Annotated in this window: 18 protein-coding genes and 1 pseudogene; 15 read left to right on the top strand and 4 right to left on the bottom strand. The window is 39.3% G+C overall.

Features of this window, described 5'->3' with window-relative positions:
* On the bottom strand, nt 1–933 hold the full coding sequence (gene trhO / locus ACINWC141_RS06270) for an oxygen-dependent tRNA uridine(34) hydroxylase TrhO (protein WP_009389636.1): 933 nt from the start codon (nt 931–933) through the stop codon (nt 1–3).
* A 111-nt stretch (nt 934–1,044) separates the two neighbouring features.
* On the opposite strand from trhO, the gene ACINWC141_RS06265 reads away from it, so the two are divergent.
* The gene (locus ACINWC141_RS06265; RefSeq protein ID WP_009389337.1) at nt 1,045–1,530 is read left to right on the top strand and encodes a DUF1289 domain-containing protein; all 486 of its coding nucleotides are present in this window, start codon (nt 1,045–1,047) and stop codon (nt 1,528–1,530) included.
* Nucleotides 1,531–1,611: 81 nt separating this feature from the next.
* On the opposite strand, the gene gltA is transcribed toward ACINWC141_RS06265, so the two are convergent.
* Both gltA and ACINWC141_RS20705 read right to left on the bottom strand, forming a co-directional pair.
* A complete protein-coding gene (gene gltA / locus ACINWC141_RS06260; RefSeq protein WP_004789414.1) occupies nt 1,612–2,886 on the bottom strand; it encodes a citrate synthase in 1,275 nt (424 codons plus the stop codon).
* A 364-nt stretch (nt 2,887–3,250) separates the two neighbouring features.
* Nucleotides 3,251–3,331, bottom strand: a pseudogene (locus tag ACINWC141_RS20705) (hypothetical protein); the annotation flags it as partial.
* Between the two features lie 497 nt (nt 3,332–3,828).
* Here ACINWC141_RS20705 and sdhC point away from each other — a divergent pair.
* The 10 genes from sdhC (at nt 3,829) to sucD (ending at nt 15,482) form a co-directional block, all read left to right on the top strand.
* Complete coding sequence (gene sdhC, locus ACINWC141_RS06255) at nt 3,829–4,230, top strand: succinate dehydrogenase, cytochrome b556 subunit (protein ID WP_003655453.1); 402 nt, start codon at nt 3,829–3,831, stop codon at nt 4,228–4,230.
* Complete coding sequence (gene sdhD, locus ACINWC141_RS06250; protein ID WP_003655454.1) at nt 4,230–4,595, top strand: succinate dehydrogenase, hydrophobic membrane anchor protein; 366 nt, start codon at nt 4,230–4,232, stop codon at nt 4,593–4,595. Before sdhC ends, sdhD begins: the two co-directional genes overlap by 1 nt.
* Nucleotides 4,596–4,607: 12 nt before the next feature.
* Nucleotides 4,608–6,443 carry a succinate dehydrogenase flavoprotein subunit gene (gene sdhA / locus ACINWC141_RS06245; RefSeq protein WP_009389358.1) on the top strand — a complete coding sequence of 612 codons (1,836 nt, stop codon included), beginning with the start codon at nt 4,608–4,610 and terminating at the stop codon, nt 6,441–6,443.
* Nucleotides 6,444–6,457: 14 nt separating this feature from the next.
* Complete coding sequence (locus tag ACINWC141_RS06240) at nt 6,458–7,168, top strand: succinate dehydrogenase iron-sulfur subunit (protein ID WP_005310066.1); 711 nt, start codon at nt 6,458–6,460, stop codon at nt 7,166–7,168.
* 283 nt (nt 7,169–7,451) lie between these two features.
* The gene (locus ACINWC141_RS06235) at nt 7,452–7,580 is read left to right on the top strand and encodes a hypothetical protein (protein ID WP_002116082.1); all 129 of its coding nucleotides are present in this window, start codon (nt 7,452–7,454) and stop codon (nt 7,578–7,580) included.
* Between the two features lie 157 nt (nt 7,581–7,737).
* Entirely contained in the window at nt 7,738–10,578 is a 2,841-nt protein-coding gene (locus ACINWC141_RS06230) for a 2-oxoglutarate dehydrogenase E1 component (RefSeq protein WP_009389715.1), read from the top strand.
* A complete protein-coding gene (odhB, locus tag ACINWC141_RS06225) occupies nt 10,578–11,768 on the top strand; it encodes a 2-oxoglutarate dehydrogenase complex dihydrolipoyllysine-residue succinyltransferase (RefSeq protein WP_009389500.1) in 1,191 nt (396 codons plus the stop codon). The genes ACINWC141_RS06230 and odhB overlap by 1 nt, the downstream gene beginning before the upstream one ends.
* Nucleotides 11,769–11,829: 61 nt before the next feature.
* Nucleotides 11,830–13,263, top strand: coding sequence for a dihydrolipoyl dehydrogenase (gene lpdA, locus ACINWC141_RS06220; RefSeq protein WP_004789427.1), 1,434 nt, complete (start codon nt 11,830–11,832; stop codon nt 13,261–13,263).
* A 147-nt stretch (nt 13,264–13,410) separates the two neighbouring features.
* Nucleotides 13,411–14,577: an ADP-forming succinate--CoA ligase subunit beta gene (gene sucC / locus ACINWC141_RS06215; RefSeq protein ID WP_003655470.1), complete on the top strand. Its 1,167-nt coding sequence runs from the start codon at nt 13,411–13,413 to the stop codon at nt 14,575–14,577.
* Nucleotides 14,578–14,591: 14 nt separating this feature from the next.
* Nucleotides 14,592–15,482 (top strand): succinate--CoA ligase subunit alpha, encoded by an 891-nt coding sequence (gene sucD / locus ACINWC141_RS06210; RefSeq protein ID WP_003655479.1) that lies wholly within the window; start codon nt 14,592–14,594, stop codon nt 15,480–15,482.
* A gap of 411 nt (nt 15,483–15,893) precedes the next feature.
* Here sucD and trpS read toward each other — a convergent pair whose 3' ends face one another.
* Complete coding sequence (gene trpS, locus ACINWC141_RS06205; protein WP_009389683.1) at nt 15,894–16,907, bottom strand: tryptophan--tRNA ligase; 1,014 nt, start codon at nt 16,905–16,907, stop codon at nt 15,894–15,896.
* Nucleotides 16,908–17,114: 207 nt separating this feature from the next.
* On the opposite strand from trpS, the gene ACINWC141_RS06200 reads away from it, so the two are divergent.
* The 4 genes from ACINWC141_RS06200 to ACINWC141_RS06185 form a co-directional block, all read left to right on the top strand.
* Nucleotides 17,115–18,044, top strand: coding sequence for a DUF808 domain-containing protein (locus tag ACINWC141_RS06200; RefSeq protein WP_009389619.1), 930 nt, complete (start codon nt 17,115–17,117; stop codon nt 18,042–18,044).
* A gap of 26 nt (nt 18,045–18,070) precedes the next feature.
* Nucleotides 18,071–18,970 carry a KPN_02809 family neutral zinc metallopeptidase gene (gene ypfJ / locus ACINWC141_RS06195; protein WP_009389589.1) on the top strand — a complete coding sequence of 300 codons (900 nt, stop codon included), beginning with the start codon at nt 18,071–18,073 and terminating at the stop codon, nt 18,968–18,970.
* 242 nt (nt 18,971–19,212) lie between these two features.
* The gene (locus ACINWC141_RS06190) at nt 19,213–20,715 is read left to right on the top strand and encodes a cation:proton antiporter (protein ID WP_009389368.1); all 1,503 of its coding nucleotides are present in this window, start codon (nt 19,213–19,215) and stop codon (nt 20,713–20,715) included.
* A gap of 457 nt (nt 20,716–21,172) precedes the next feature.
* Nucleotides 21,173–23,678 (top strand): Ig-like domain-containing protein (locus ACINWC141_RS06185; RefSeq protein WP_155757886.1); only part of this gene is annotated, 2,506 nt, incomplete at its 3' end.

The raw sequence follows: 23,678 nt of genomic DNA, 5'->3' as shown, positions 1-23,678 counted from the left end.
TTACAGACGTTTACGCTTTGCAGCAGCAATTTGTGACTGGCGCATACGGAAACCCGCTTTTTGTTTTTCAGTGGTCTTGTTGATGCAATATACGCAAGAAACACCATGTTCATAACTTGGTAAAGCAGACTCTTCTGGAGTTAATGGCCAACCACAAGCATGACATTTAATATTTACGCCTTCTTCAACGCCATGAGTTACAGCAGTACGTCCGTCAAAAACGAAACATTCGCCTTCCCATAAACTTTCATCGGCAGGGGTTTCTTCTAAATATTTAAGAATTCCGCCTTTAAGGTGATAAACCTCTTTAAAGCCTTCTTGCAGAAGTAAAGACGTAGATTTTTCACAGCGAATACCGCCTGTACAGAACATGGCAATTTTTTTATCTTTATGTTGCTCTAATTCTTTCTTAACATATTCTGGAAACTCGCGGAATGTCTCAGTTTTAGGGTCGATTGCCCCTTTGAAAGTACCCGCTTTATATTCATAATCATTACGCGTATCGATTAAAATTACGTCATCACGTGCAATTAAATCATTCCATTCTTTTGGATCAAGATAGTGACCAACTAAGTCACGAGGTTTAACTTCAACACCTAAAGTCACAATTTCATCTTTAAGTTTAATTTTCATTTTGCGGAAAGGCTTGTCAGAGCTATGGGATTCTTTATATTCCATAGAGGCAAAACCTTCATTGAGTAAAAATTGATAAAGGCTATCAATCGCTACACGGTCGCCTGCAACAGTACCATTAATTCCTTCACCTGCTACAATCAGAGTTCCACAAAGGTTAATTGTTTTCACTAAGTCTAAGAGACGTTGCTGAAGATCTTTAGGATCTTGAACTTCTTTAAATTGATATAGTGCGGCAACAACCCAACCTGTGGTCGCTTGCTGTTCTACAGGTGCAAGCTGTTCTACAGTAGCGTTCATGGAAAACTCCAAATGTATTAAGATATAAATTTAAGGCGCATATTTTAGCGCGAAAATGTGTAATAAGCGAGAAAACCATAAAAAGTATATGGTTTATTTAAGGAGTTTGTTTTGAGTAATGATCATCGAATGCTCTCTCTCACCCCATGTGCAGGGCGTTGTTCAACAGTTTTTGGTGATCAGGTTTGCCGTGGTTGTCGTCGTTTTAACCACGAAGTGATTCAATGGAATACTTATACAGCAGAGCAACGCTTGGCTGTGTGGAAGCGCTTAGATGATCAGTTGAATCAAATTTTAGTACCTATGTTACCTCATGCGAACTTACAGCATGTAGAGGGATTTATTTTAAGTAAGCGTGTTCGGTTGATGGAAGGGGCGAGTAAAGGCCGCAAGCTTTATCATGCTTTGAAAATATGTGAAAAAAATAAGCATCTGGCAACAGAAAGTGGTTTGGGTATTTCAGAGTCTCAAGTCAAAACAATATGGGTTGAATTTGAAAGACGTGTTCTAGCTTTGGCCAAAGCGAGTTATGAGTTGGCTTGGTTGAGGGCTGATGGAATTAGTCATCATTTACTAAGCGTGTTTGACGAAGAATAAGTTTGTAAATTGAATTGAAAATACCACAATAAAAAAAGCTGCCAGAAGGCAGCTTTTTTATCATTAATTTTCTTTCGAATATTAACGTTTGATGTCGCGCTGAGTCGGGCCAGTGTAAAGCTGACGAGGACGACCGATTTTGTATGGTGCGCTGTGCATTTCTAACCAGTGGCTGATCCAACCTACTGTACGTGCAAGTGCAAAGATTACCGTAAACATTTCTGTTGGGATACCAATCGCTTTAAGGATGATACCTGAGTAGAAGTCTACGTTAGGGTAAAGTTTACGTTCAACAAAGTACGGGTCGTTCAATGCAATACGTTCAAGTTCCATAGCAAGCGCTAATTGAGGATCATTGATATTTAATGCTTCAAGAACTTCGTCACAAGTTTGTTTCATGACTTTAGCACGTGGGTCGAAGTTTTTGTACACACGGTGACCGAAGCCCATGAGCTTAACTTCTTTACGTTTTACTTTTTCCATGAACTCAGCAACGTTTTCTACACTGCCGATTTCATCAAGCATCTTAAGAACAGCTTCGTTTGCACCACCGTGAGCAGGTCCCCAAAGCGCAGAAATACCTGAAGAGATACATGCGTATGGGTTTGCACCAGTAGAACCAGCAAGACGTACTGTAGATGTCGAAGCATTTTGTTCGTGATCAGCATGAAGCGTGAAGATACGATCCATTGCGCGAGCAAGAACAGGATTTACTTTGTAATCACGGTCAGCAGGAGTAGCAAACATCATGTGTAAGAAGTTTTCCGCGTAATTTAAGTCATTACGTGGATAGATGAATGGTTGACCTACTGTGTATTTGTAACTCCAAGCAGCAAGTGTTGGAATTTTTGCAATTAGACGAATCGCAGTGATTTCACGGTGATTGATGTCTTCAATGTCAAGATTGTTGTGATAGAACGCAGATAATGCACCAACAACACCAACCATGATTGCCATAGGATGAGCATCACGACGGAAACCATTGAAGAAACGGCTAACTTGATCGTGAACCATCGTATGAGCACGAACTTTGGCATCAAATTCTGTTTTTTGTTCAGCAGTTGGGAGCTCGCCATTTAATAATAAATAACAAGTTTCAAGATAGTCTGCTTGAGTTGCTAACTGATCAATTGGGTAACCGCGGTGTAATAAAATACCTTTGTCGCCATCAATGAACGTAATTTTAGACTCGCATGCAGCTGTCGCCATAAAACCAGGATCGAAAGTAAAATGACCTTCTTTCAATATGCTGCTGACATCAATTACATCTGGACCTAAAGTGCCACTGTAGATTGGTAATCCAATTTCTTTGCCATCAAGATGTAATACGGCTTTTTTGCCATTTGCTTCAGACATTCAATAGATCTCCTGTCCTGGTGAATGTTGATCTGACCCGAAATCCTAATGTTCTCATGTGCGAATCAGACGGTGTCAAAATTTGCTATAAGATTAGTGAGTACTGAAATTTTGTCAATTATACTTATGGATAAAAAATGACGATCCCACAGAGAGTTAGTCATCAAGACCCGAGAAAAAAAGTCAGTAAAATCACTGCATCGGGATGGTATAATAAGTCAATTCAACAACAACGTGCAGAAAAAAAATGAAGTATGAGTACAATTGTAAGCAAATTTTAAAATTAAGATGAGAAATGATAAGGCGGTAGAAAATGCCAATCCAATTAAAAAAATCATAAAACTCATGGTGTAATTTCAAATTGCTAATCAAAAAAAACTCTGTTTTTATTTAGTTGTAACAAAGAATATTGCTGTTTTTTTAAGTTTAATTGTATAAAAAATAGCTAATTGAACGGCGTTAAAATAATAATTACTCTTATTTTTGGTAAAAATTGCTTTCCCCATCGTATTTTAGATTGACTGATTTGAGTTGAATATAAGTACCTTCACTTATTCGAATTGTAGCTTTTATTGAAAATATGAGGTGTTACTAACATTTTTTTATTTATATGATGAATTTATAACTTTATCTTTAGTCTAAAACTTACTTATTTAAAAGAAATTTCAGAAAAAATGAAATTAAATAAAAAGTTATTTTAAACAATAACATGATAGAACTATGTGTAGCTTTTTAATAGGGTTAATAGGGTGATATCATTGTTAATGATTCTTATTTAATTGTTTTTTGCTTAAATGGTAAAGTGGATTGTTTGTATTTTGATACTTCGCGTTTTATAATTCAGTGTCGTTTATAGGTTAGGCATGAGCTGTGCTTGCCTAACAATGCCAGCTTTCCTTGGAATTAATTCAACAAACTCCGGTCGGAGTTTCTACCTACAGGATGCCCGCTGTGAAAAGCAACAGACCTGTCAATTTGTCCATGGGTCAGGTGTTAGCGGTAAATTTACGCTCACCCGTGGCTATTGCATCAATTTTACACCGTTTATCAGGTGTCATCGTTTTCTTATTAGTACCAGTTCTCTTATGGATTTTAGATAAATCATTATCTTCACCAGAAGGATTTGACTACGTTAAAAATGTCGTGTTTGGAAATATCCTTGTACGTTTTATCGTTTGGGTATTTGTAGCCGGCTTGCTATTCCACTTTATTGCTGGAGTGAAGCACTTACTTGCAGATTTAGGTTTTGCTGAAGAACTGCAAAGTGGTCGTATTGCAGCGACAATTTCATTGATCTTATCTGTGGTAGCTATTATCGCAGCCTTTGTATGGATTATGTTCTAATGAAAAGTGCTACAGGTTTAACTGGTTCAGGTTCTCGTGATTGGTTTATCCAGCGTGTAAGTGCGGTTGTACTAGCAGCCTATACTGTTGTTCTTTTGGGTTGGATTCTCTGCAAAGGTGGATTTGACTATCAACAATGGGCTGGTTTCATGATGACATTACCAATGAAGATTTTTTCTTTATTGGCAATTTTATCGCTTATCGCACACGCATGGATTGGTATGTGGCAAGTTTTTACTGACTATGTCACTACTCGTCAAATGGGTCCTTCAGCGAAAGGTTTACGCCTTGTACTGACGACGGCTGTCATTATTGCAGTGTTTGTGTACGCAATCTGGGGTATCCAGATTTTCTGGGCGAATTGATAGGAAGACATCATGGGCGCGATAACCCCTAAAGAAGATTATTCAAATATTCAAAACCTCACTTTCGATGCAGTTATCGTTGGTGGTGGTGGTTCTGGTATGCGTGCATCTTACCAACTCGCTCAAGCGGGTTTGAAAGTTGCAGTACTCACTAAAGTTTTCCCTACACGTTCGCACACTGTAGCTGCTCAAGGTGGTATCGGTGCGTCGTTAGGTAATATGCAAGAAGATAACTGGCATTTCCATTTTTACGATACAGTAAAAGGTTCTGACTGGTTAGGTGACCAAGACGCAATTGAATTTATGTGTCGTGAAGCACCAAAAGTTGTGTATGAACTTGAACACATGGGTATGCCGTTTGACCGTAACGCCGATGGTACAATTTACCAACGTCCGTTCGGTGGTCACTCTGCTAACTATGGTGATAAGCCAGTTCCACGTGCTTGTGCTGCTGCTGACCGTACAGGTCATGCGTTATTGCACACGCTTTATCAAAGCAACGTGAAAATGGGTACACAGTTCTTCGTTGAGTGGATCGCTCTTGACTTGATCCGTAACGAAGCTGGTGATGTGCTTGGTGTAACAGCGATTGACCAAGAAACTGGTAACATTTCAGTATTCCAAGCAAAAGCGACATTATTTGCTACTGGTGGTGCTGGTCGTGTTTACCGTGCATCAACAAATGCTTATATCAACACTGGTGATGGTCTTGGTATGGCTGCTCGTGCTGGTATTCCATTACAAGATATGGAGTTCTGGCAGTTCCACCCAACGGGTGTTGCGGGCGCTGGTGTATTGTTGACTGAAGGTTGTCGTGGTGAAGGTGCAATCCTTCGTAACAAAGACGGCGAACCGTTCATGGAACGTTATGCACCGACTTTAAAAGACTTGGCTCCACGTGACTTCGTTTCACGTTCTATGGACCAAGAAATTAAAGAAGGTCGTGGTTGTGGTCCAAAAGGTGATTATATCTTACTTGATATGACTCACTTGGGCGCTGAAACAATCATGAAGCGTTTACCATCTGTATTTGAGATTGGTAAAAAATTCGCGAACGTTGATATTACAAAAGAAGCGATTCCTGTAGTACCAACAATCCATTATCAAATGGGTGGTATTCCTACGAATATGCATGGTCAGGTGTGTTTACCTGAAGTGGGTACAGACAACTACACTAAACCTGTAAAAGGTTTCTATGCAATTGGTGAATGTTCTTGCGTATCTGTACATGGTGCAAACCGTTTAGGTACTAACTCACTTCTTGACTTGGTTGTATTTGGTAAAGCTGCTGGTGAGCACATTATCGATTACGTAACTAAGCATCATGGTGATGAATATGCACCACTTCCAACAGATGTATTAGAGCAAACACTAGCTCGTGTACGTAAGTTGGATGACTCAACTTCTGGTGAAAATGCTCAAGAAGTTGCTGATGCAATTCGTGATATCGTTCAAGATCACGCTGGTGTATTCCGTACTCAAGCATTGCTTGATAAGGGTGTAAAAGAGATTCTTGCTCTTGAGCCACGTGTACGTAATATTCACTTGAAAGATAAATCTAGAGTATTTAACACTGCACGTGTTGAAGCGCTTGAAGTTGAAAACTTGTATGAAGTTGCAAAAGCAACTCTAATTTCAGCTGCTGCGCGTAAAGAGTGTCGTGGTGCGCATACTGTAGTTGATTATGAATTACCAGCTGATCACCCAACTTATTCATACGGTCGCCGTGATGATGAGTGGATGAAACATACGTTATGGTATTCATCAGACAACCGTTTGGAATATAAGCCAGTGCGCTTCAAACCGTTGACTGTTGATGCAATTCCGCCAGCACCACGTACATTCTAATCGGGAGTATAAAGATGAGTAGAGGTACTCGTACATTCGAAATCTACCGCTATGATCCTGATAAGGATAAAGCGCCGTACATGCAAACTTTCAAGCTTGAATTGACTGATAAGCACCGTATGTTGCTTGATGCATTGCTTGCATTGAAAGTTCAGGACGAAACGTTAACATTCCGTCGCTCTTGCCGTGAAGGTATTTGTGGTTCGGATGGTGTGAATATCAATGGTAAAAATGGTTTGGCTTGTTTAGAAAACCTAAATGATTTACCAGAGAAAATCGTAATTCGTCCTTTACCAGGTTTGCCGGTAGTTAAAGATTTGGTTGTTGATATGAACCAATTCTATGATCAATATGACAAAATTCAGCCATTTTTGATCAATAACCAACCAGCTCCACCTAAAGAACGTTTACAATCTCCAGAAGAGCGTGAACACTTAAATGGTTTGTATGAATGTATTCTTTGTGCATGTTGTTCAACTTCATGCCCATCATTCTGGTGGAACCCTGACAAGTTCTTGGGTCCTTCAGCATTGTTGAATGCATACCGTTTTATTATTGATTCTCGTGATACTGCTACTGCAGATCGTTTGGCTCGTCTTGATGATCCATTCAGTTTGTTCCGTTGTAAAGGTATCATGAACTGTGTGTCAGTATGTCCTAAAGGTCTAAATCCTACAAAAGCAATCGGTCACATCCGTAATATGCTATTAGATCAAGCGGGTTAATTCTGCACAAATAGAAAACGCACATCCTTGATGTGCGTTTTTTTTTAACTTTATAATGTAAACTTTAGACTTTGGTCGAAAAAGATGAGTTTTTTATATATTGCACCATATATTAAAAGATAAAATCGCATATGTATTTCGCCAATTTATAGATGGTATGTGTCAAAAAAATCAATCGTTCGTTAAGAACATGATACGATTTGCCACAAAGTTATAGGTGAAAAAAGCGTATACTAGTGAAATTAATTTAAGTAGCACGATCTTAGATCTGTGCTTAATTTTTATGGTTAAAGTCATTTTAGAAAAGTTAATTTTAAAGTTAATTTTTCTAAAAAGATTTGCAAAAAATTGCTCGGTTTTAATCGAGTATAAGGTGAGTGATGATGCCATTGAGGGTGTTGTGATTCATTAATTACCTATGGAGTTTTCTCTCTAGGTAGTATGACGCCCCATGGTCGTAAAGACCTGTTGGGTAAGTAATGCCTTTTTTACCAATTCGGCATTATGCATCATGGGTGTGCTTAAAAGGCAGCCTGTAATATTTTTTGCAATAGGAAATGGGTCCACAAATGCAAGAAGTTGCTGACGCATTGCGTCTTGACACTGAACTTTCCGCTGATAGTGCAGCGTATATTGAAGAACTTTACGAGCAGTACCTGACTTCCCCAACCTCTGTAGCTGAGGACTGGCGCCAATATTTCGATAAATATCCAAAGGGTGACCAACCACACAGCGCTGTACGTGAGCAATTCCTATTACTAGGACGTAATGCTAATCGTGTTCAACCTGTTGTACAAAGCACTGTAAGTACTGAGCATGAACGTCGTCAAATTGGCGTTTTACAACTCATTGCGGCTTATCGTAATCGTGGACATCAAAAAGCTAAATTAGATCCATTGGGTCTTGCTAAGCGTGAAGATATTCCCGATTTAGATCTTTCAGCACATGGTTTAACCAAATCAGATTTAGACACAGTATTCAACACTGGCAATCTTGAGATTGGCAAAAGCGAAGCAACGCTTGCTGAAATGATTGAAGCAATGGAAGCAATCTATTGTGGTTCAATCGGTGTTGAATATATGCATATCGTGGACACTAAAGAAAAGCGTTGGATTCAACAGCGTCTTGAAAGTGTTCGTGGTCAGCTTAATTTTACAAATGATCAAAAGAAAGGGTTCTTGGAGCGTTTAACCGCTGCAGAAGGGCTTGAAAAATACCTAGGTAATAAATACGTTGGTGCTAAGCGCTTTGGTGTAGAAGGTGGTGAATCTTTTATTCCTATGGTGAATGAAATCATTCAACGTGCTGGTGCGGTTGGTTGTAAAGAAGTTGTTATTGGTATGCCACACCGTGGCCGTTTAAACCTTCTTGTTAATATTATGGGTAAAAACCCTGCAGACTTGTTTGGCGAGTTTGAAGGTAAGGCTATTCATAAGAAAGGTTCTGGTGACGTTAAATACCATCAAGGTTTCTCAAGTAATGTAATGACCCCAGGTGGCGAAGTTCACTTGGCATTAGCATTTAACCCATCTCACTTGGAAATCGTTGGTCCTGTAGTTGAAGGTTCTGTGCGTGCACGTCAAGTGCGTCGTAGAGACATCGGCGGTGATGATGTATTGCCAGTGATTGTTCATGGTGACGCTGCATTTGCAGGTCAAGGTGTGAACATGGAAACCTTCCAAATGTCACAAACTCGTGGCTATACGGTTGGTGGTACTGTACACATTATCGTAAACAACCAAGTTGGTTTTACAACTTCTGATCCACGTGATGCACGTTCTACTGAATATTGTACTGACGTTGCAAAAATGATTCAGACGCCAATCTTCCATGTGAATGGCGATGATCCTGAAGCGGTAATCTTTGCTACTCAATTAGCACATGATTTCCGTCACGAATTCCGTAAAGATGTTGTGCTTGACTTGTTCTGTTACCGTCGTCGTGGTCATAACGAAGCAGATGAGCCATCTGGTACTCAACCATTGATGTATCAAGTGATTGCTAAAAAAGCAACAACTCGTACTCTTTATGCAGATCAACTTGTTCAACAAAAAGTAATTGATCGTGCTGAAGCAGACCAAATGGTTGAAGATTACCGTGCAGATTTAGAAGCCGGAAACCATGTGGCAAACGCTTTAGTACTTGAACCAAATACAAAAATGTTTGTTGATTGGACGCCTTATTTGGGTCATGACTATACAGACGATTGGGATACTTCATTTGACTTAAATCGCTTAAAAGAATTAGGCGAGGGCATGAGCAAACTTCCGGAAGGATTTGTTATGCAGCGTCAAGTGCAAAAAGTAATTGAAGATCGCGTGAAAATGCAAACTGGTGAAATTGCATTGAACTGGGGTGCTGCTGAAACTTTAGCTTACGCAACCTTAATTGATGAAGATTACCTTGTTCGTATTACTGGTGAAGACGTTGGGCGTGGTACTTTCTCACACCGTCATGCAAAATTGCATAACCAAGTAGATGGTTCAACGTATATTCCACTTTGTCATGTCAAAGAAAATCAACCACGTTTCGCAATTTACGATTCTTTGCTATCTGAAGAAGCTGTTCTTGCATTTGAATATGGTTATGCGACTACCATTCCTAAGAGCTTAATTATTTGGGAAGCACAATTTGGTGACTTCGTAAACTGTGCTCAGGTTGTAATTGACCAGTTCATTGCTTCTGGTGAGACTAAGTGGGAACGTGTTTGTGGTTTAACAATGTTGTTACCACACGGTTTCGAAGGTCAAGGTCCAGAACACTCATCAGCTCGTTTAGAACGTTTCTTACAGTTATGTGCTGAAGATAACATGCAAGTGATCACTCCAACGACACCTGCACAGATTTTCCATGCTTTACGTCGTCAAGCTGTACGCCCAATTCGTAAGCCATTGATCGTAATGTCACCGAAATCTTTACTTCGTCATAAACTTGCAACTTCTACTTTAGAAGAACTTGCAAATGGTTCATTCCAAACTGTAATTGACGAAATCGATCAAATTAATAAGTCAGATGTAACTCGTCTTGTACTTTGTGGTGGTAAAGTTTATTACGACTTACTTGAAAAACGTCGTGAACAAAACTTAACTAACGTAGCAATCGTACGTATTGAACAGTTATATCCATATCCAGAACAACGTCTTGCGGAAATCTTGGCTGCATATCCAAACGTGAAAGAACTTGTTTGGGCACAAGAAGAGCCGAAGAACCAAGGCGCTTGGTTATTTATCGCACCGCGTTTATATGACGATATCTTAAAATCTGGCAAACAAATCCGTATCAGTTTTGCAGGTCGTGAAGCTTCTGCTGCACCAGCTTGTGGCTCACCGTACTTGCATGCAAAACAACAAGCTCAGCTAATTAATGATGCATTGGCAATCGAAGCTGAACAATCAGGAGATTCTCAATAATGGCAACCGAAATTAAAGCACCGGTATTCCCAGAGTCTGTTGCAGATGGAACCATCGCAACTTGGCACAAAAAGGTGGGTGAACCTGTATCACGTGATGAAGTGATCTGTGATATTGAAACCGACAAAGTTGTTTTAGAAGTGGTTGCTCCTGCAGATGGTAGCTTAGTTGCAATCATTAAAGGTGAAGGCGATACAGTTCTTTCTGACGAAGTGATTGCTCAGTTTGAAGCTGGTGCTGGTGCAGCGGCTGCTCCTGCAGTAGAGCAAGCAGCAGCTCAAACTCAAGCTGGTGCAGCTCCTGTTGTTGAGCGCACAGAAACTGTATCTGATCAAGCTCCTGCGGTTCGTAAAGCTTTGTCTGAAACTGGTATTGCTGCTGCTGACGTACAAGGTACTGGTCGCGGTGGTCGTATCACTAAAGAAGATGTAGCAAACCATCAAGCTAAACCAGCTGCTAACGTTACTCCGTTAAGTGTAGCTGTTGGTGAGCGTATCGAAAAACGCGTTCCAATGACTCGTTTACGTAAGCGTGTAGCTGAGCGTCTTCTTGCTGCAACTCAAGAAACTGCAATGTTAACTACATTTAATGAAGTTAACATGAAGCCAATCATGGAATTGCGTAAGCAATATAAAGATGCGTTCGAAAAACGCCATGGCGCTCGTTTGGGCTTCATGTCATTCTTTGTTAAAGCTGTAACTGAAGCACTTAAGCGCTATCCTGCGGTAAATGCTTCAATTGATGGCGATGATATTGTTTATCATGGTTACTATGACATCGGTGTTGCAGTATCTTCTGATCGTGGTCTTGTTGTTCCAGTATTACGTGATACTGATCGTATGAGCTATGCAGAAGTTGAAGCTGGTATTGGTGCTTATGCTGCTAAAGCGCGTGATGGTAAATTATCTATCGAAGAAATGACTGGTGGTACTTTCACTATTACTAATGGTGGTACTTTCGGTTCATTACTTTCAACTCCAATTTTGAATCAGCCACAAACTGGTATCTTGGGTATGCATAAAATCCAAGAGCGTCCTATGGCAGTAAATGGTCAAGTTGAAATTTTACCAATGATGTATTTAGCGCTTTCTTATGACCACCGTATGATCGATGGTAAAGAAGCAGTAGGTTTCTTGGTAGCAATCAAAGAATTGTTAGAAGAACCAGCTAAACTCATCCTTGATCTTTAATTTCTTCGAATAATATTACCGAGATAGAGTGATCCTCTATCTCGGACCATGGAGATAAACAATGTCTCAACAATTTGATCTTGTTGTTATTGGCGGTGGTCCTGGTGGTTATGAAGCTGCAATTCGTGCTGCTCAACTAGGTTTTAAAGTCGCTTGTATCGAAAAACGTATTCACAACGGTAAGCCATCTTTAGGTGGTACATGCTTAAACGTAGGTTGTATCCCTTCTAAAGCATTACTTGACTCTTCACATCGTTATGAAGATACAGTGCATCATTTAGCTGATCACGGTATTACTACAGGTGAAGTGAATTTTGATCTTGCTAAGCTTCTTGCTCGTAAAGACAAAATTGTTGACCAATTAACTGGTGGTATCGATCAATTGCTTAAAGGCAATGGTATTGAGTGGTTAAAAGGTACTGGTAAATTACTTGCTGGTAAAAAAGTTGAGTTTGTTTCACACGAAGGTGAGACTCAAGTTTTAGAACCTAAATACGTAATTCTTGCGTCTGGTTCTGTACCTGTAAATATTCCAGTAGCTCCTGTAGATCAAGATATTATTGTTGATTCAACTGGCGCATTAAACTTCCCAGAAGTACCTAAACGTTTAGGTGTTATTGGTGCTGGTGTAATCGGTTTAGAGCTTGGTTCAGTTTGGCGTCGTCTTGGTGCTGAAGTTGTTGTATTTGAAGCAATGGATGCATTTTTACCAATGGCTGATAAAGCTTTGGCAAAAGAATACCAAAAACTTTTAACTAAGCAAGGTCTTGATATTCGTATTGGCGCTAAAGTTGCTGGTACTGAAGTTAATGGTCGCGAAGTGACTGTTAAATACACTCAAGGTGGCGAAGAAAAAACTCAGACTTTTGACAAATTAATCGTTTGTGTAGGCCGTAAAGCTTATGCAGAAGGTTTATTGGCTGATGATTCAGGCATTAAATTGACTGAACGCGGTCTAGTTGAAGTAAACGATTACTGTGCAACTTCTGTAGAAGGTGTATATGCAATTGGTGACTTAGTTCGTGGTCCAATGCTTGCTCATAAAGCAATGGAAGAAGGTGTAATGGCTGTTGAGCGTATCCACGGTCATGCAGCTCAAGTGAACTATGACACAATCATTTCTGTTATCTATACACATCCGGAAGCGGCATGGGTTGGTTTAACTGAAGAACAAGCTAAAGAAAAAGGTCATGAAGTTAAAACTGGTCAATTCGGTTTTGCTGTAAATGGTCGTGCTTTAGCTGCGGGTGAAGGTGCTGGTTTCGTTAAGTTTGTTGCTGATGCAAAAACTGACCGTTTATTAGGTATGCATGTCATTGGACCTGCTGCATCTGATATCGTACACCAAGGTATGATCGCACTTGAATTTGTATCTTCTGTTGAAGATCTTCAGTTAATGACATTTGGTCATCCAACATTCTCTGAAGTTGTTCATGAAGCTGCACTTGCTGTAGATGGTCGTGCAATTCACGCGATTCAACGTAAGCGTAAATAAAATAAAGAGCGGTTCTCCGCTCTTTTTCACATTTGATGGTGTGATTAAAAAAACATCAAGGTGATAGAGGTAGACAGCAATTTGCATATACAACATGAGAATGTTGCGCAAATTGAAGACAACAAACAAAGTTAAGTAGGTAACTAAATGAACTTACATGAGTATCAAGCTAAAGCGTTATTGAAAGAATATGGTATGCCGGTACAAGAAGGTATCTTGGCAACCAATGCAGACGAAGCAGTTGCTGCATTCGAACAGCTTGGTGGTAAATTCGCGGTAATGAAAGCGCAAGTTCATGCTGGTGGTCGTGGTAAGGCTGGTGGCGTTAAAGTTGCAAAATCTAAAGAAGATGTTATCGAGTTTGCAAATAACATTATTGGTACTCGTCTTGTAACGTATCAAACAGATGCAAATGGTCAACCAGTAAACAGCATTATTGTTGCTGAAGACGTATACCCAGTTGAGCGTGAGCTTTACTTAGGCGCGGTTGTAGACCGTTCTAGCCGTCGTATTACTTTCATGGCTTCTACAGAAGGTGGTGTAGAAATCGAGAAAGTTGCAGAAGAAACTCCAGAAAAAATTATCAAAGTTGAAGTTGATCCATTAGTTGGCTTACAACCATTCCAAGCGCGTGAAGTTGCGTTTGCTTTAGGTTTGAAAGACAAGCAAATCAGTCAATTTGTTAAAATTATGGCTGCTGCTTACCAAGCATTTGTAGAAAATGACTTTGCATTATTTGAAATTAACCCACTTTCAGTTCGTGAAAATGGCGATATTTTATGTGTAGATGCAAAAGTTGGTATCGACTCTAACGCGCTTTACCGTTTACCTAAAGTTGCTGCTTTACGTGATAAATCTCAAGAGAATGAGCGTGAATTAAAAGCATCTGAATTTGATCTTAACTATGTTGCTTTAGAAGGTAACATCGGTTGTATGGTTAACGGTGCTGGTCTTGCAATGGCAACAATGGACATCATTAAACTTTATGGTGGTCAGCCTGCAAACTTCCTTGACGTTGGTGGCGGTGCAACTAAAGAACGTGTAATCGAAGCGTTCAAAATCATCCTTGCTGATACATCTGTACAAGGTGTTTTAATTAACATCTTCGGTGGTATCGTACGTTGTGACATGATTGCTGAAGCGATTATTGCAGCGGTTCAAGAAGTAAACGTAACTGTTCCAGTTGTTGTTCGTTTAGAAGGTAACAACGCTGAGTTAGGTGCTAAATTACTTGATGAATCTGGTTTGAAATTAATTTCTGCGAACGGCTTGTCTGATGCCGCAGAAAAAGTTGTAGCTGCAGTTAAAGCGTAAGGGGAGTATCAATCATGAGCGTATTAATTAATAAAGACACTAAAGTATTGGTACAAGGTTTTACTGGTAAAAACGGTACTTTCCACTCTGCACAAGCTTTAGACTACGGTACAAAAGTTGTTGGTGGTGTTACTCCAGGTAAAGGTGGTACTACTCACCTTGACTTGCCAGTATTCAACACAATGAAAGAAGCTGTACGTGAAACAAATGCAGATGCATCTGTAATTTATGTACCAGCTCCATTCGTTTTAGATTCTATCGTTGAGGCGGTTGATTCAGGTGTTGGCCTAATCGTTGTGATCACTGAAGGTGTTCCAACAATTGACATGCTTAAAGCAAAACGCTACTTAGAAACTAACGGTAACGGTACTCGTTTAGTTGGTCCTAACTGCCCAGGCGTAATCACTCCGGGTGAATGTAAGATTGGTATTATGCCTGGTCACATTCACCAACCAGGTCGTATTGGTATCATTTCACGTTCAGGTACATTGACTTATGAAGCTGTTGCTCAAACAACTAAGCTTGGTTTAGGTCAGTCTACTTGTATCGGTATTGGTGGTGACCCAATCCCAGGTATGAACCAAATCGAAGCTCTTCAATTGTTCCAAGACGATCCAGATACTGATGCAATCATCATGATCGGTGAGATCGGTGGTACAGCTGAAGAAGAAGCTGCTGAATTCATCAAATCTAACGTGACTAAGCCTGTAGTAGGTTACATTGCTGGTGTAACTGCACCTAAAGGTAAGCGTATGGGTCACGCTGGTGCGATCATTTCTGGTGGTCAAGGTACTGCTGAAGAGAAATTCGCAGCGTTTGAACGCGCGGGAATGGCTTACACTCGTAGCCCAGCTGAACTTGGTTCAACAATGTTGCAAGTTTTAAAAGAGAAAGGTTTAGCTTAATCGCTTTATCCTGAATCTTAAAAAGCACCGCATCTGAAAATGATGCGGTGTTTTTTTATCTATTAAATAAAAATAATTAATCAAGAAAATAAAATTTCTAAAGAAAACAAAATATTTAAGCAAAAAAATACGCAATGATTGGGGTGATCATTGCGTAGAACAACGAATCTGTAAAAACAGTTTCGGTTTAAGGAGAAATGTCGTGAGGTTCATATAATGTAACCTACACGATGAATAATAGAGATAGTTAAGAAATTCTTCATCGCTATTAGCGTTAATAAGTGTTACTTCACGTTAATAGGGTAAAAGCATGTGAATGATAGTAAATATATTAGTTATTCTAAAAAAAATAATGTGATGAATTAAACAAGCATAAAAAAAGCCCCGAAGGACTTTTAATTTATAAGAGAATTAGAATTTGAATAATCCTAAACCATCTTTAACTTCATCTAAAGTTTGCTGAGTAATAAGACGACACTTATCTGTACCTTGGCGTAAAACATCCATAATGTAGTCAGGATCTTTAGCAAGTTCTTCACGACGTTCACGGATAGGGCTGATCAATTCTTTCAGAACACCTTCAAGGCGTTTTTTAACCGTTCCATCACCTAGACCACCGCGACGATAATGCGCTTTTAATTCTTCAACTTCTTCTTTATTTGGATCAAATGCATCTAAGTAAGTAAATACAATATTTCCTTCCACCTGACCTGGATCTTCAATACGAAGATGATTTGGATCGGTATACATTGCGTTTACAGCTTTTTTGATGTCTTTATCAGACGCATTTAAAACAATAGTATTACCTAATGATTTAGACATTTTTGCCTTACCATCAAAACCAGGTAAACGTGCCATATTTGAAAGCAAAGCTTTACATTCAGGCAAAAGGTCTTGGCCAATCTGACGGTTTATTCGACGTACAATTTCATTGGTTTGTTCAATCATTGGAATTTGATCTTCACCCACTGGAACCACTGTCGCTTTGAAAGCCGTAATGTCGGCAGCTTGTGCAACAGGGTAGCAGAGGAAACCAGCCGGAATGTCACGCTCGAAACCACGCATTTGAATTTCAGATTTAATGGTCGGGTTACGTTCTAAACGTGCAACCGTCACGAAGTTAAGATAGAGCATGGTGAGCTCATTCAGTGCTGGCAAGCATGATTGTACGCAAATCGTGGTTTTTGATGGATCAATGCCTACAGCTAAATAATCTAGAGCAACTTCCAAAATATTGCGACGGACTTTATCTGGATTATCTGCGTTGTCTGTTAAGGCTTGAGCATCTGCTAACAAGAGATGTTGATGATGGCTATCCTGTAAACCTACACGAGAACGCAAAGAACCGACAAAATGCCCAAGGTGAAGTTGTCCGGTTGGGCGGTCGCCTGTCAAAATAATTGGACGCTGATCAACATTACTCATTATTTATTCCACTGTCTTATTGGCTTAATCAGGGGTAGTAAGCCCTGCAATATAAAAGATTGGCATTATTGTACGGGAAATAAAAAAAATTCGTCAGCGATTGGGTAAACTTTTCTTAAAATAATATTGTGAATTTATTCAGTAAAATTACAGAAATTAAAAAAATTCATCTTACAATAGCCTTATAAATACAAACTTGGATAAGAAATGGCAAGTGGCTTACTTTTACTACTAGATGATATTGCATCAATTTTAGATGATGTTGCTTTAATGAGCAAAATGGCAGCAAAGAAAACTGCTGGTGTGTTAGGTGATGATTTAGCTTTAAATGCGCAGCAAGTCACAGGCGTTCGTGCTGATCGCGAACTACCCATTGTTTGGAAAGTGGCTAAAGGCTCATTTGTTAATAAACTTATTTTAGTTCCTTTAGCATTGTTAATTAGTGTGATTGCCCCGTGGTTGATTAATCCACTATTAATGTTGGGAGGCTTATTTTTATGTTATGAGGGAGTAGAAAAAGTTCTTCATACCATTATGCATAAAAAGCCCTCTACATCAGAAGAAGCGAAAGCAGAATTTGATAGTGAAGAATTAGATTTAGCAAATTTTGAAAAAGAAAAAGTCAAAGGAGCGATTCGAACAGATTTTATTTTATCTGCTGAAATTGTTGTTATTTCTTTAGGTACAGTAGCAACAGCGACTTTAATGACCAAGGTTAGTGTACTTAGTATTATTGCAGTCATCATGACAATTGGCGTTTATGGCATCGTTGGCATGATTGTTAAAATTGATGATTTGGGATTATATTTAACTAAGCAAACTGCCTCATTTAAGCAAACTATAGGTCGAGGCTTATTAGCTTTTGCACCTATTTTAATGAAATTACTTTCGATCGTGGGCACTATTGCAATGTTTTTAGTTGGGGGCGGGATTATTAATCATACGATTCCGTTACTTCATCACTTAACTGAAAACACAGTGGACCATGTTGAGACGATACCAGCGGTAGGAAATATCATTGGTGCTTTAACACCAACACTGATTAACTTTGGAATAGGACTAGTTGCGGGTGCAATTGTTTTATTAATCGTAAGTTTAATACAAAAAATGTGGCCCAAAAAAGCATCGGGTTCATGATGCCATACTAAAATAAGAGGGAAATTATGCGCTGGAAAGGTCGTCGAATTAGTACCAATGTGGAAGACCGTCGAGGTGGTGGCGGTGTTAGAGCAGGTGGTATCAGTATTATTGGTTTGGTTGTTGCATTTGTTGCGTGGAAGTTTTTTGGGGTTGATCCACAACAAGCTTATCAGGCAACTCAGCAGGTCACTGCATCACAGCAGTCAAATGCAACTGCACCAGAAAGTTTAACAGCCGAGCAAAAAGAAGCCTCTGATTTTGTTGGAACTGTTTTGGCTGATACAGAAGATACGTGGACACCTATATTTAAACAGTTAGGTAAAACATATACACCACCAAGATTGGTGTTATTTAGTGGAATGATTCAGTCAGGATGTGGTACTGCCCAATCTGCAATGGGACCATTTTATTGTCCAGCAGATCAGAAGGTTTATATTGATACAGAATTCTTTAAAGATATGCGTCAGCAAATGGGAATTTCTGGTGAACAAAACCAAACTGAACTTTCAAGACAAGATCAGGCGGGTGATTTTGCTCAAGCTTATGTTGTCGCACACGAAGTAGGGCACCATGTTCAGACCTTACTTGGTATTTCTTCACAAGTGCAACAAGCTCGTGTGCAAGCGAGCCAAAGAGAAGGTAATCAATTATCTGTTCGCCAAGAATTACAAGCCGATTGTTTAGCTGGTATTTGGGCGAGTCATAATCAGCAACGTACTCAATTTTTAGAGCAAGGTGATATTGAAGAAGCAATGGATGCTGCTCAAAAAATTGGAGATGATTATTTGCAGAAGCGCTCTACTGGTCAGATTGTTCCCGATAGCTTTACGCATGGTAGTAGTGAACAGCGTATGCACTGGTTTCAGGTTGGTTTAAAAACTGGCGATATTAACCAATGTGATACTTTTAACAATCCAGTTTAGGATTTTATAGGATGAGTCTTGTTAAATATAAATTAATAAGCTCATCCTTTTTTCTTTAACTCATAACTATAAATAATGTTAAGAAATTTAACAGAGTGATAGATTGTTCATTCAATTCGTTAAACTTGTGTCCTAATTTCTGTTTTTATGATTATGGCGTTCTTCATGCCAGTTTTTTATTAACTTTGGTCGATCTAACAAAGTTTCTCTTATTTGGTCGTTGACCCAGAAGAAGGGTATTCATGGGTAATTTTTTTCTACTACAAGCATTCACAGTGGTTTTTGCGCTATCAATAGCAACCACGATCTTTAATAAGCGAATTTTAGGCTTTCCACAGGCTATTGGTGTGCCGCTAGTCTCAGCAATTTTTGTCTTTATATTGCAATGGGGCGCAAGCCTCTTAAACGGTAACCAGTTTATTACCATTAATATTCATAATATTGAAGAAGCCGTGCGCCATATCGATTTTTATGACTTTTTAATTAATGGCGTTATTTGTTTTATTCTAACCTCTTCAGCACTTAAATTTAAAATTTCTGATTTAAAAAGTTACTGGAAGCAAATTAGTATTTTGGCCACCATTGCATTAGTCATTTGCGCCGTTTTATTTGGTGGATTGCTCTATGGGTTCCAACTGCTGGTTGGATATCATGTGCCAATTCTGGTGCTGTTACTTTTAGGTGCAGCTTTAGGGGCAACAGACCCAATTGGAATCAAAGGTGTACTTAGTTCGATACGTGCACCGCATCATTTGATCGTTAAGCTAGAAGGCGAATCACTCTTTAATGATGCAATGTGTATTGCATTATTTATGACTCTGCTCAATGTTTTACAGGGTGAACATTTCTCGTTGATGGCGACGTTAGAAGCTTTACTCTATGAAATTGTTGTTGCTGTCGGCATTGGTTGGGCATTTGGGGTAGGGGTGTTACGTCTATTACGTGGTAAACATGAAATGGAATCCCTAATTTTGACAACAGCTTTGCTTGCGAGTGGAGCATATTTAGTGGCTTTGTTTGCACATGCATCAGCACCAATTGCTTGTGTAATTGGTGGTTTGATTGTTGGAAACAAATGGAAAGAGATACGCGAAGAGCGTGAGATTCAAGAAGTTAATCATTTTTGGCATACCGTAGAAGGAATCATCAACTCATTCCTGTTTACTTTAATTGGTCTAGAGTTATTTATTCTTGATTTAAACTTTAGCCTAATTTTAGGCGGTATTGTTGCGTTCTTTATTCTCCATATCTCTCGTTTTGCAGCCAACTTCATGGCTTTTGCCTTTTTCCCGAACATGCGGAAAATGAAAAGTTATAATGGTAGCTTGACCATTTTATCTTGGGGTGGGGTGAGAGGGGGGATTTCACTTGCATTGATTTTGGCCGTTGCCAATATTCCTGCCTTAAGTCCTTATAGCAGTATCCTGATTGGCTATACTTTTATTAGCGTGTTGTTATCAGGCATTGTTTGTGGTTTAGGTCTACCAGCTGTGATGAATGCTTTTTATTACAATCCGAATGAAGAAACTGAGGGCTTAAAAGGTTTCTATCAGAGATTGTGTCATAAAATGAACCGAAGAGGCTTTCAATATATTGTGGGTGAAGATGCACTGGGTAGAGAGACAATCACTGTTTTTAACCCAGATATTCTGGTAGACCAAAAAACTGAAGATGGAATTGCAACGATGCATGACCCTAATAAGTTACAAGAAGTAAAACGATTTGAGAGTCCCGATAATTTCTAAATATAAACAGTTTTAAATTTTATAAACCATTTAAAAATTAGGTTTTAGTGTAATAGTAAAATATTACCTAAAGCCTTTTTCATCTATATATATCATTAATAATATATTTTATTTTATTAAGATATTAATAATTGTTATATGAATATTTTAATTAAATGACATTTCAACAAATGGTAAATAACAAAATATTAAATTTGTTTTATATATAAAACGTTTAATGCGATTTTTCATTAAATTAACACAAGAAAAACCTAATAAAGACTTATATATAATTTGTATTAATTAAAATTTTTTCTATAGGTACTTTAGTATTTGTTTTTTTTATTTTAAAGTGGTTAATGTAAAAATGATCACATTACTTAATGTTTTTAAGTTGTAGGTCAAAAACTTGAAAACATTAAGTAAAAAGAATTATACATAAAATCATTTAAATCAATAATATAAAAGGAATACAGATATGCCTGAAATACAAATTATTGCTAAGGACAATCATAAAACCTTAGTAACAACAGAGGGAACTTCCGCATCGCTTACAGAAGCATCGGTTGTATTGGTAAAAGTGGCTGCCAGTGATGTATTGGTAGTGAATAGGGAGGGAACCAATGCAGTCATTCGCCTTAAAAATGGCGAGACTATTGTTATTGAAGGCTTTTTTAGTGGAACAGCTGAGCCTAAAGATAACAGCCTTGTTTTTCAAGACGAAAATGGACAGTTAATCTGGGCAAAATTCAAAGATGCTGAAAATGATGCAGACGCCGATGCAGACGCTGATGCGGATGCTGACAGTGATGTTGAGCCACAAGCACTTGTAGCTGAAGATTTACCAGCCGCTTTACCTGCAGAGGCACCACAAGAGTTGGTGTCTGATGTTATTTATCAGCCTATTTCTTCAATTGAACCATTGCTTTACCATGATGGGGGCATAAATCCATGGTTATGGGCTATCCCATTAGTTGCGGGTGGTATTATCGCAGCAGCATCAAACCATGATAGTAATAACGACTCTTCAACGCCTGCCGATACCACTCCACCAAATACGGATGGCGTAACTTTCTCTGTTAATTCCGTTACATCTGATAATGTATTAAATGCATCAGAAGCAGCAGGTAATGTCACCATTACTGGTATTTTGAAAAACATTCCAGCAGATGCGGCAAATACAGTGGTTACTGTCCTTATTAACGGGCAAACATATACTGCAACAGTAGATAAGGTAGCAGGCACTTGGACAGTAAGTGTACCTGGTAGCGGCTTAGCTGCAGATGCAGATCAAACAATTGATGCAACTGTAACGTTTACAGATGCAGCAGGTAATAGCAGTACTGTTAAAGATACACAAACTTATACAGTTGATACTACTGCACCAAATGCCCCAGTGATTGACCCAGTGAATGGGACAGACCCAATTACAGGTACAGCAGAACCAGGTTCAACAGTGACAGTGACTTATCCGGACGGAAGTACGAAAACTGTTGTAGCAGGACCAGATGGTAATTGGTCAGTAGATAATCCTGGTCTTAATGATGGTGATAAGGTAACAGCCGTAGCAACTGACCCTGCAGGTAATACATCAGGACCAGGAACTGCTATTGTCGATGCCGTTGGGCCAAATACAGATGGTGTCAACTTTGCAGTTGATTCAGTAACTGCTGATAACGTAATTAATGCCTCAGAGGCATCAGGCAATGTCACCATTACAGGTGTCTTGAAAAATGTTCCGGCAGATGCGACGAATACAGTGGTTACTGTCCTTATTAATGGGCAAACATATACTGCAACAGTAGATAAGGTAGCAGGCACTTGGAGTGTAAGTGTACCGGGTAGCGGCTTAGTTGCTGATACAGATAAAACCATTGATGCGAAAGTAACGTTCACTGATGCAGCTGGTAATAGCAGTACTGTTAACGATACACAAACTTATACGCTTGATACATCAGCACCGACAGTAGCCCTTGATGATGTATCAACTAACGACAGTACGCCTGCGTTAACTGGCACAGTGAATGATCCAACAGCAACTGTTGTGGTAACTGTCGATGGGGTGGATTACCCGGCAACTAACAATGGTGACGGTACCTGGACACTTGCAGACAATACACTGCCTGCATTAACTGATGGCTCACACACTATTACCGTGACTGCAACAGATGCTGCAGGTAATGTGGGTACCGATACAGGTGTGGTGATAGTTGATACTGCAGCACCAAATACAGGATCAGTAAATTTTGCGATTGATTCAGTAACATCTGACAACGTGATTAATGCCTCAGAAGCATCAGGTAACGTTACCATTACTGGTATTTTGAAAAACGTTCCGGCAGATGCGGCAAATACAGTGGTTACTGTCCTTATTAATGGGCAAACATATACTGCAACAGTAGATAGTACATCCGGTACTTGGACAGTAAGTGTACCTGGTAGCGGCTTAGTTGCTGATACAGATCAAACCATTGATGCGAAAGTAACGTTTACAGATGCAGCAGGTAATAGTAGTACTGTTAATGATACGCAAACTTATACAGTTGATACCACTGCACCAAATGCGCCAGTAATTGACCCAGTGAATGGGACAGACCCAATTACAGGTACGGCAGAACCAGGTTCAACAGTAACAGTGACCTATCCTGACGGCAGTACAGCAAGTGTTGTAGCAGGGCCAGATGGTGACTGGTCAGTACCAAACCCGGGTGATCTTAAAGATGGTGACAAGGTAACAGCAATCGCAACAGACCCAGCAGGTAACCCATCGTTACCTGGAACAGGTATTGTTGATGCAGTTGGGCCGAATACAGACGGTGTGAACTTCACGGTTGATTCAGTAACATCTGACAACGTGATTAATGCCTCAGAAGCATCAGGTAACATTACCATTACTGGTGTGTTGAAAAACGTTCCGGCAGATGCGGCAAATACAGTGGTTACTGTCCTTATTAATGGGCAAACATATACTGCAACAGTAGATA

Origin of the sequence: Acinetobacter sp. WC-141 (assembly GCF_000313935.1) — a bacterium.
Taxonomy (GTDB): Bacteria; Pseudomonadota; Gammaproteobacteria; order Pseudomonadales; family Moraxellaceae; genus Acinetobacter.
The sequence above is the reverse complement of the archived record's forward strand: the minus strand, read 5'-3'. Positions and strand labels throughout refer to the sequence as shown.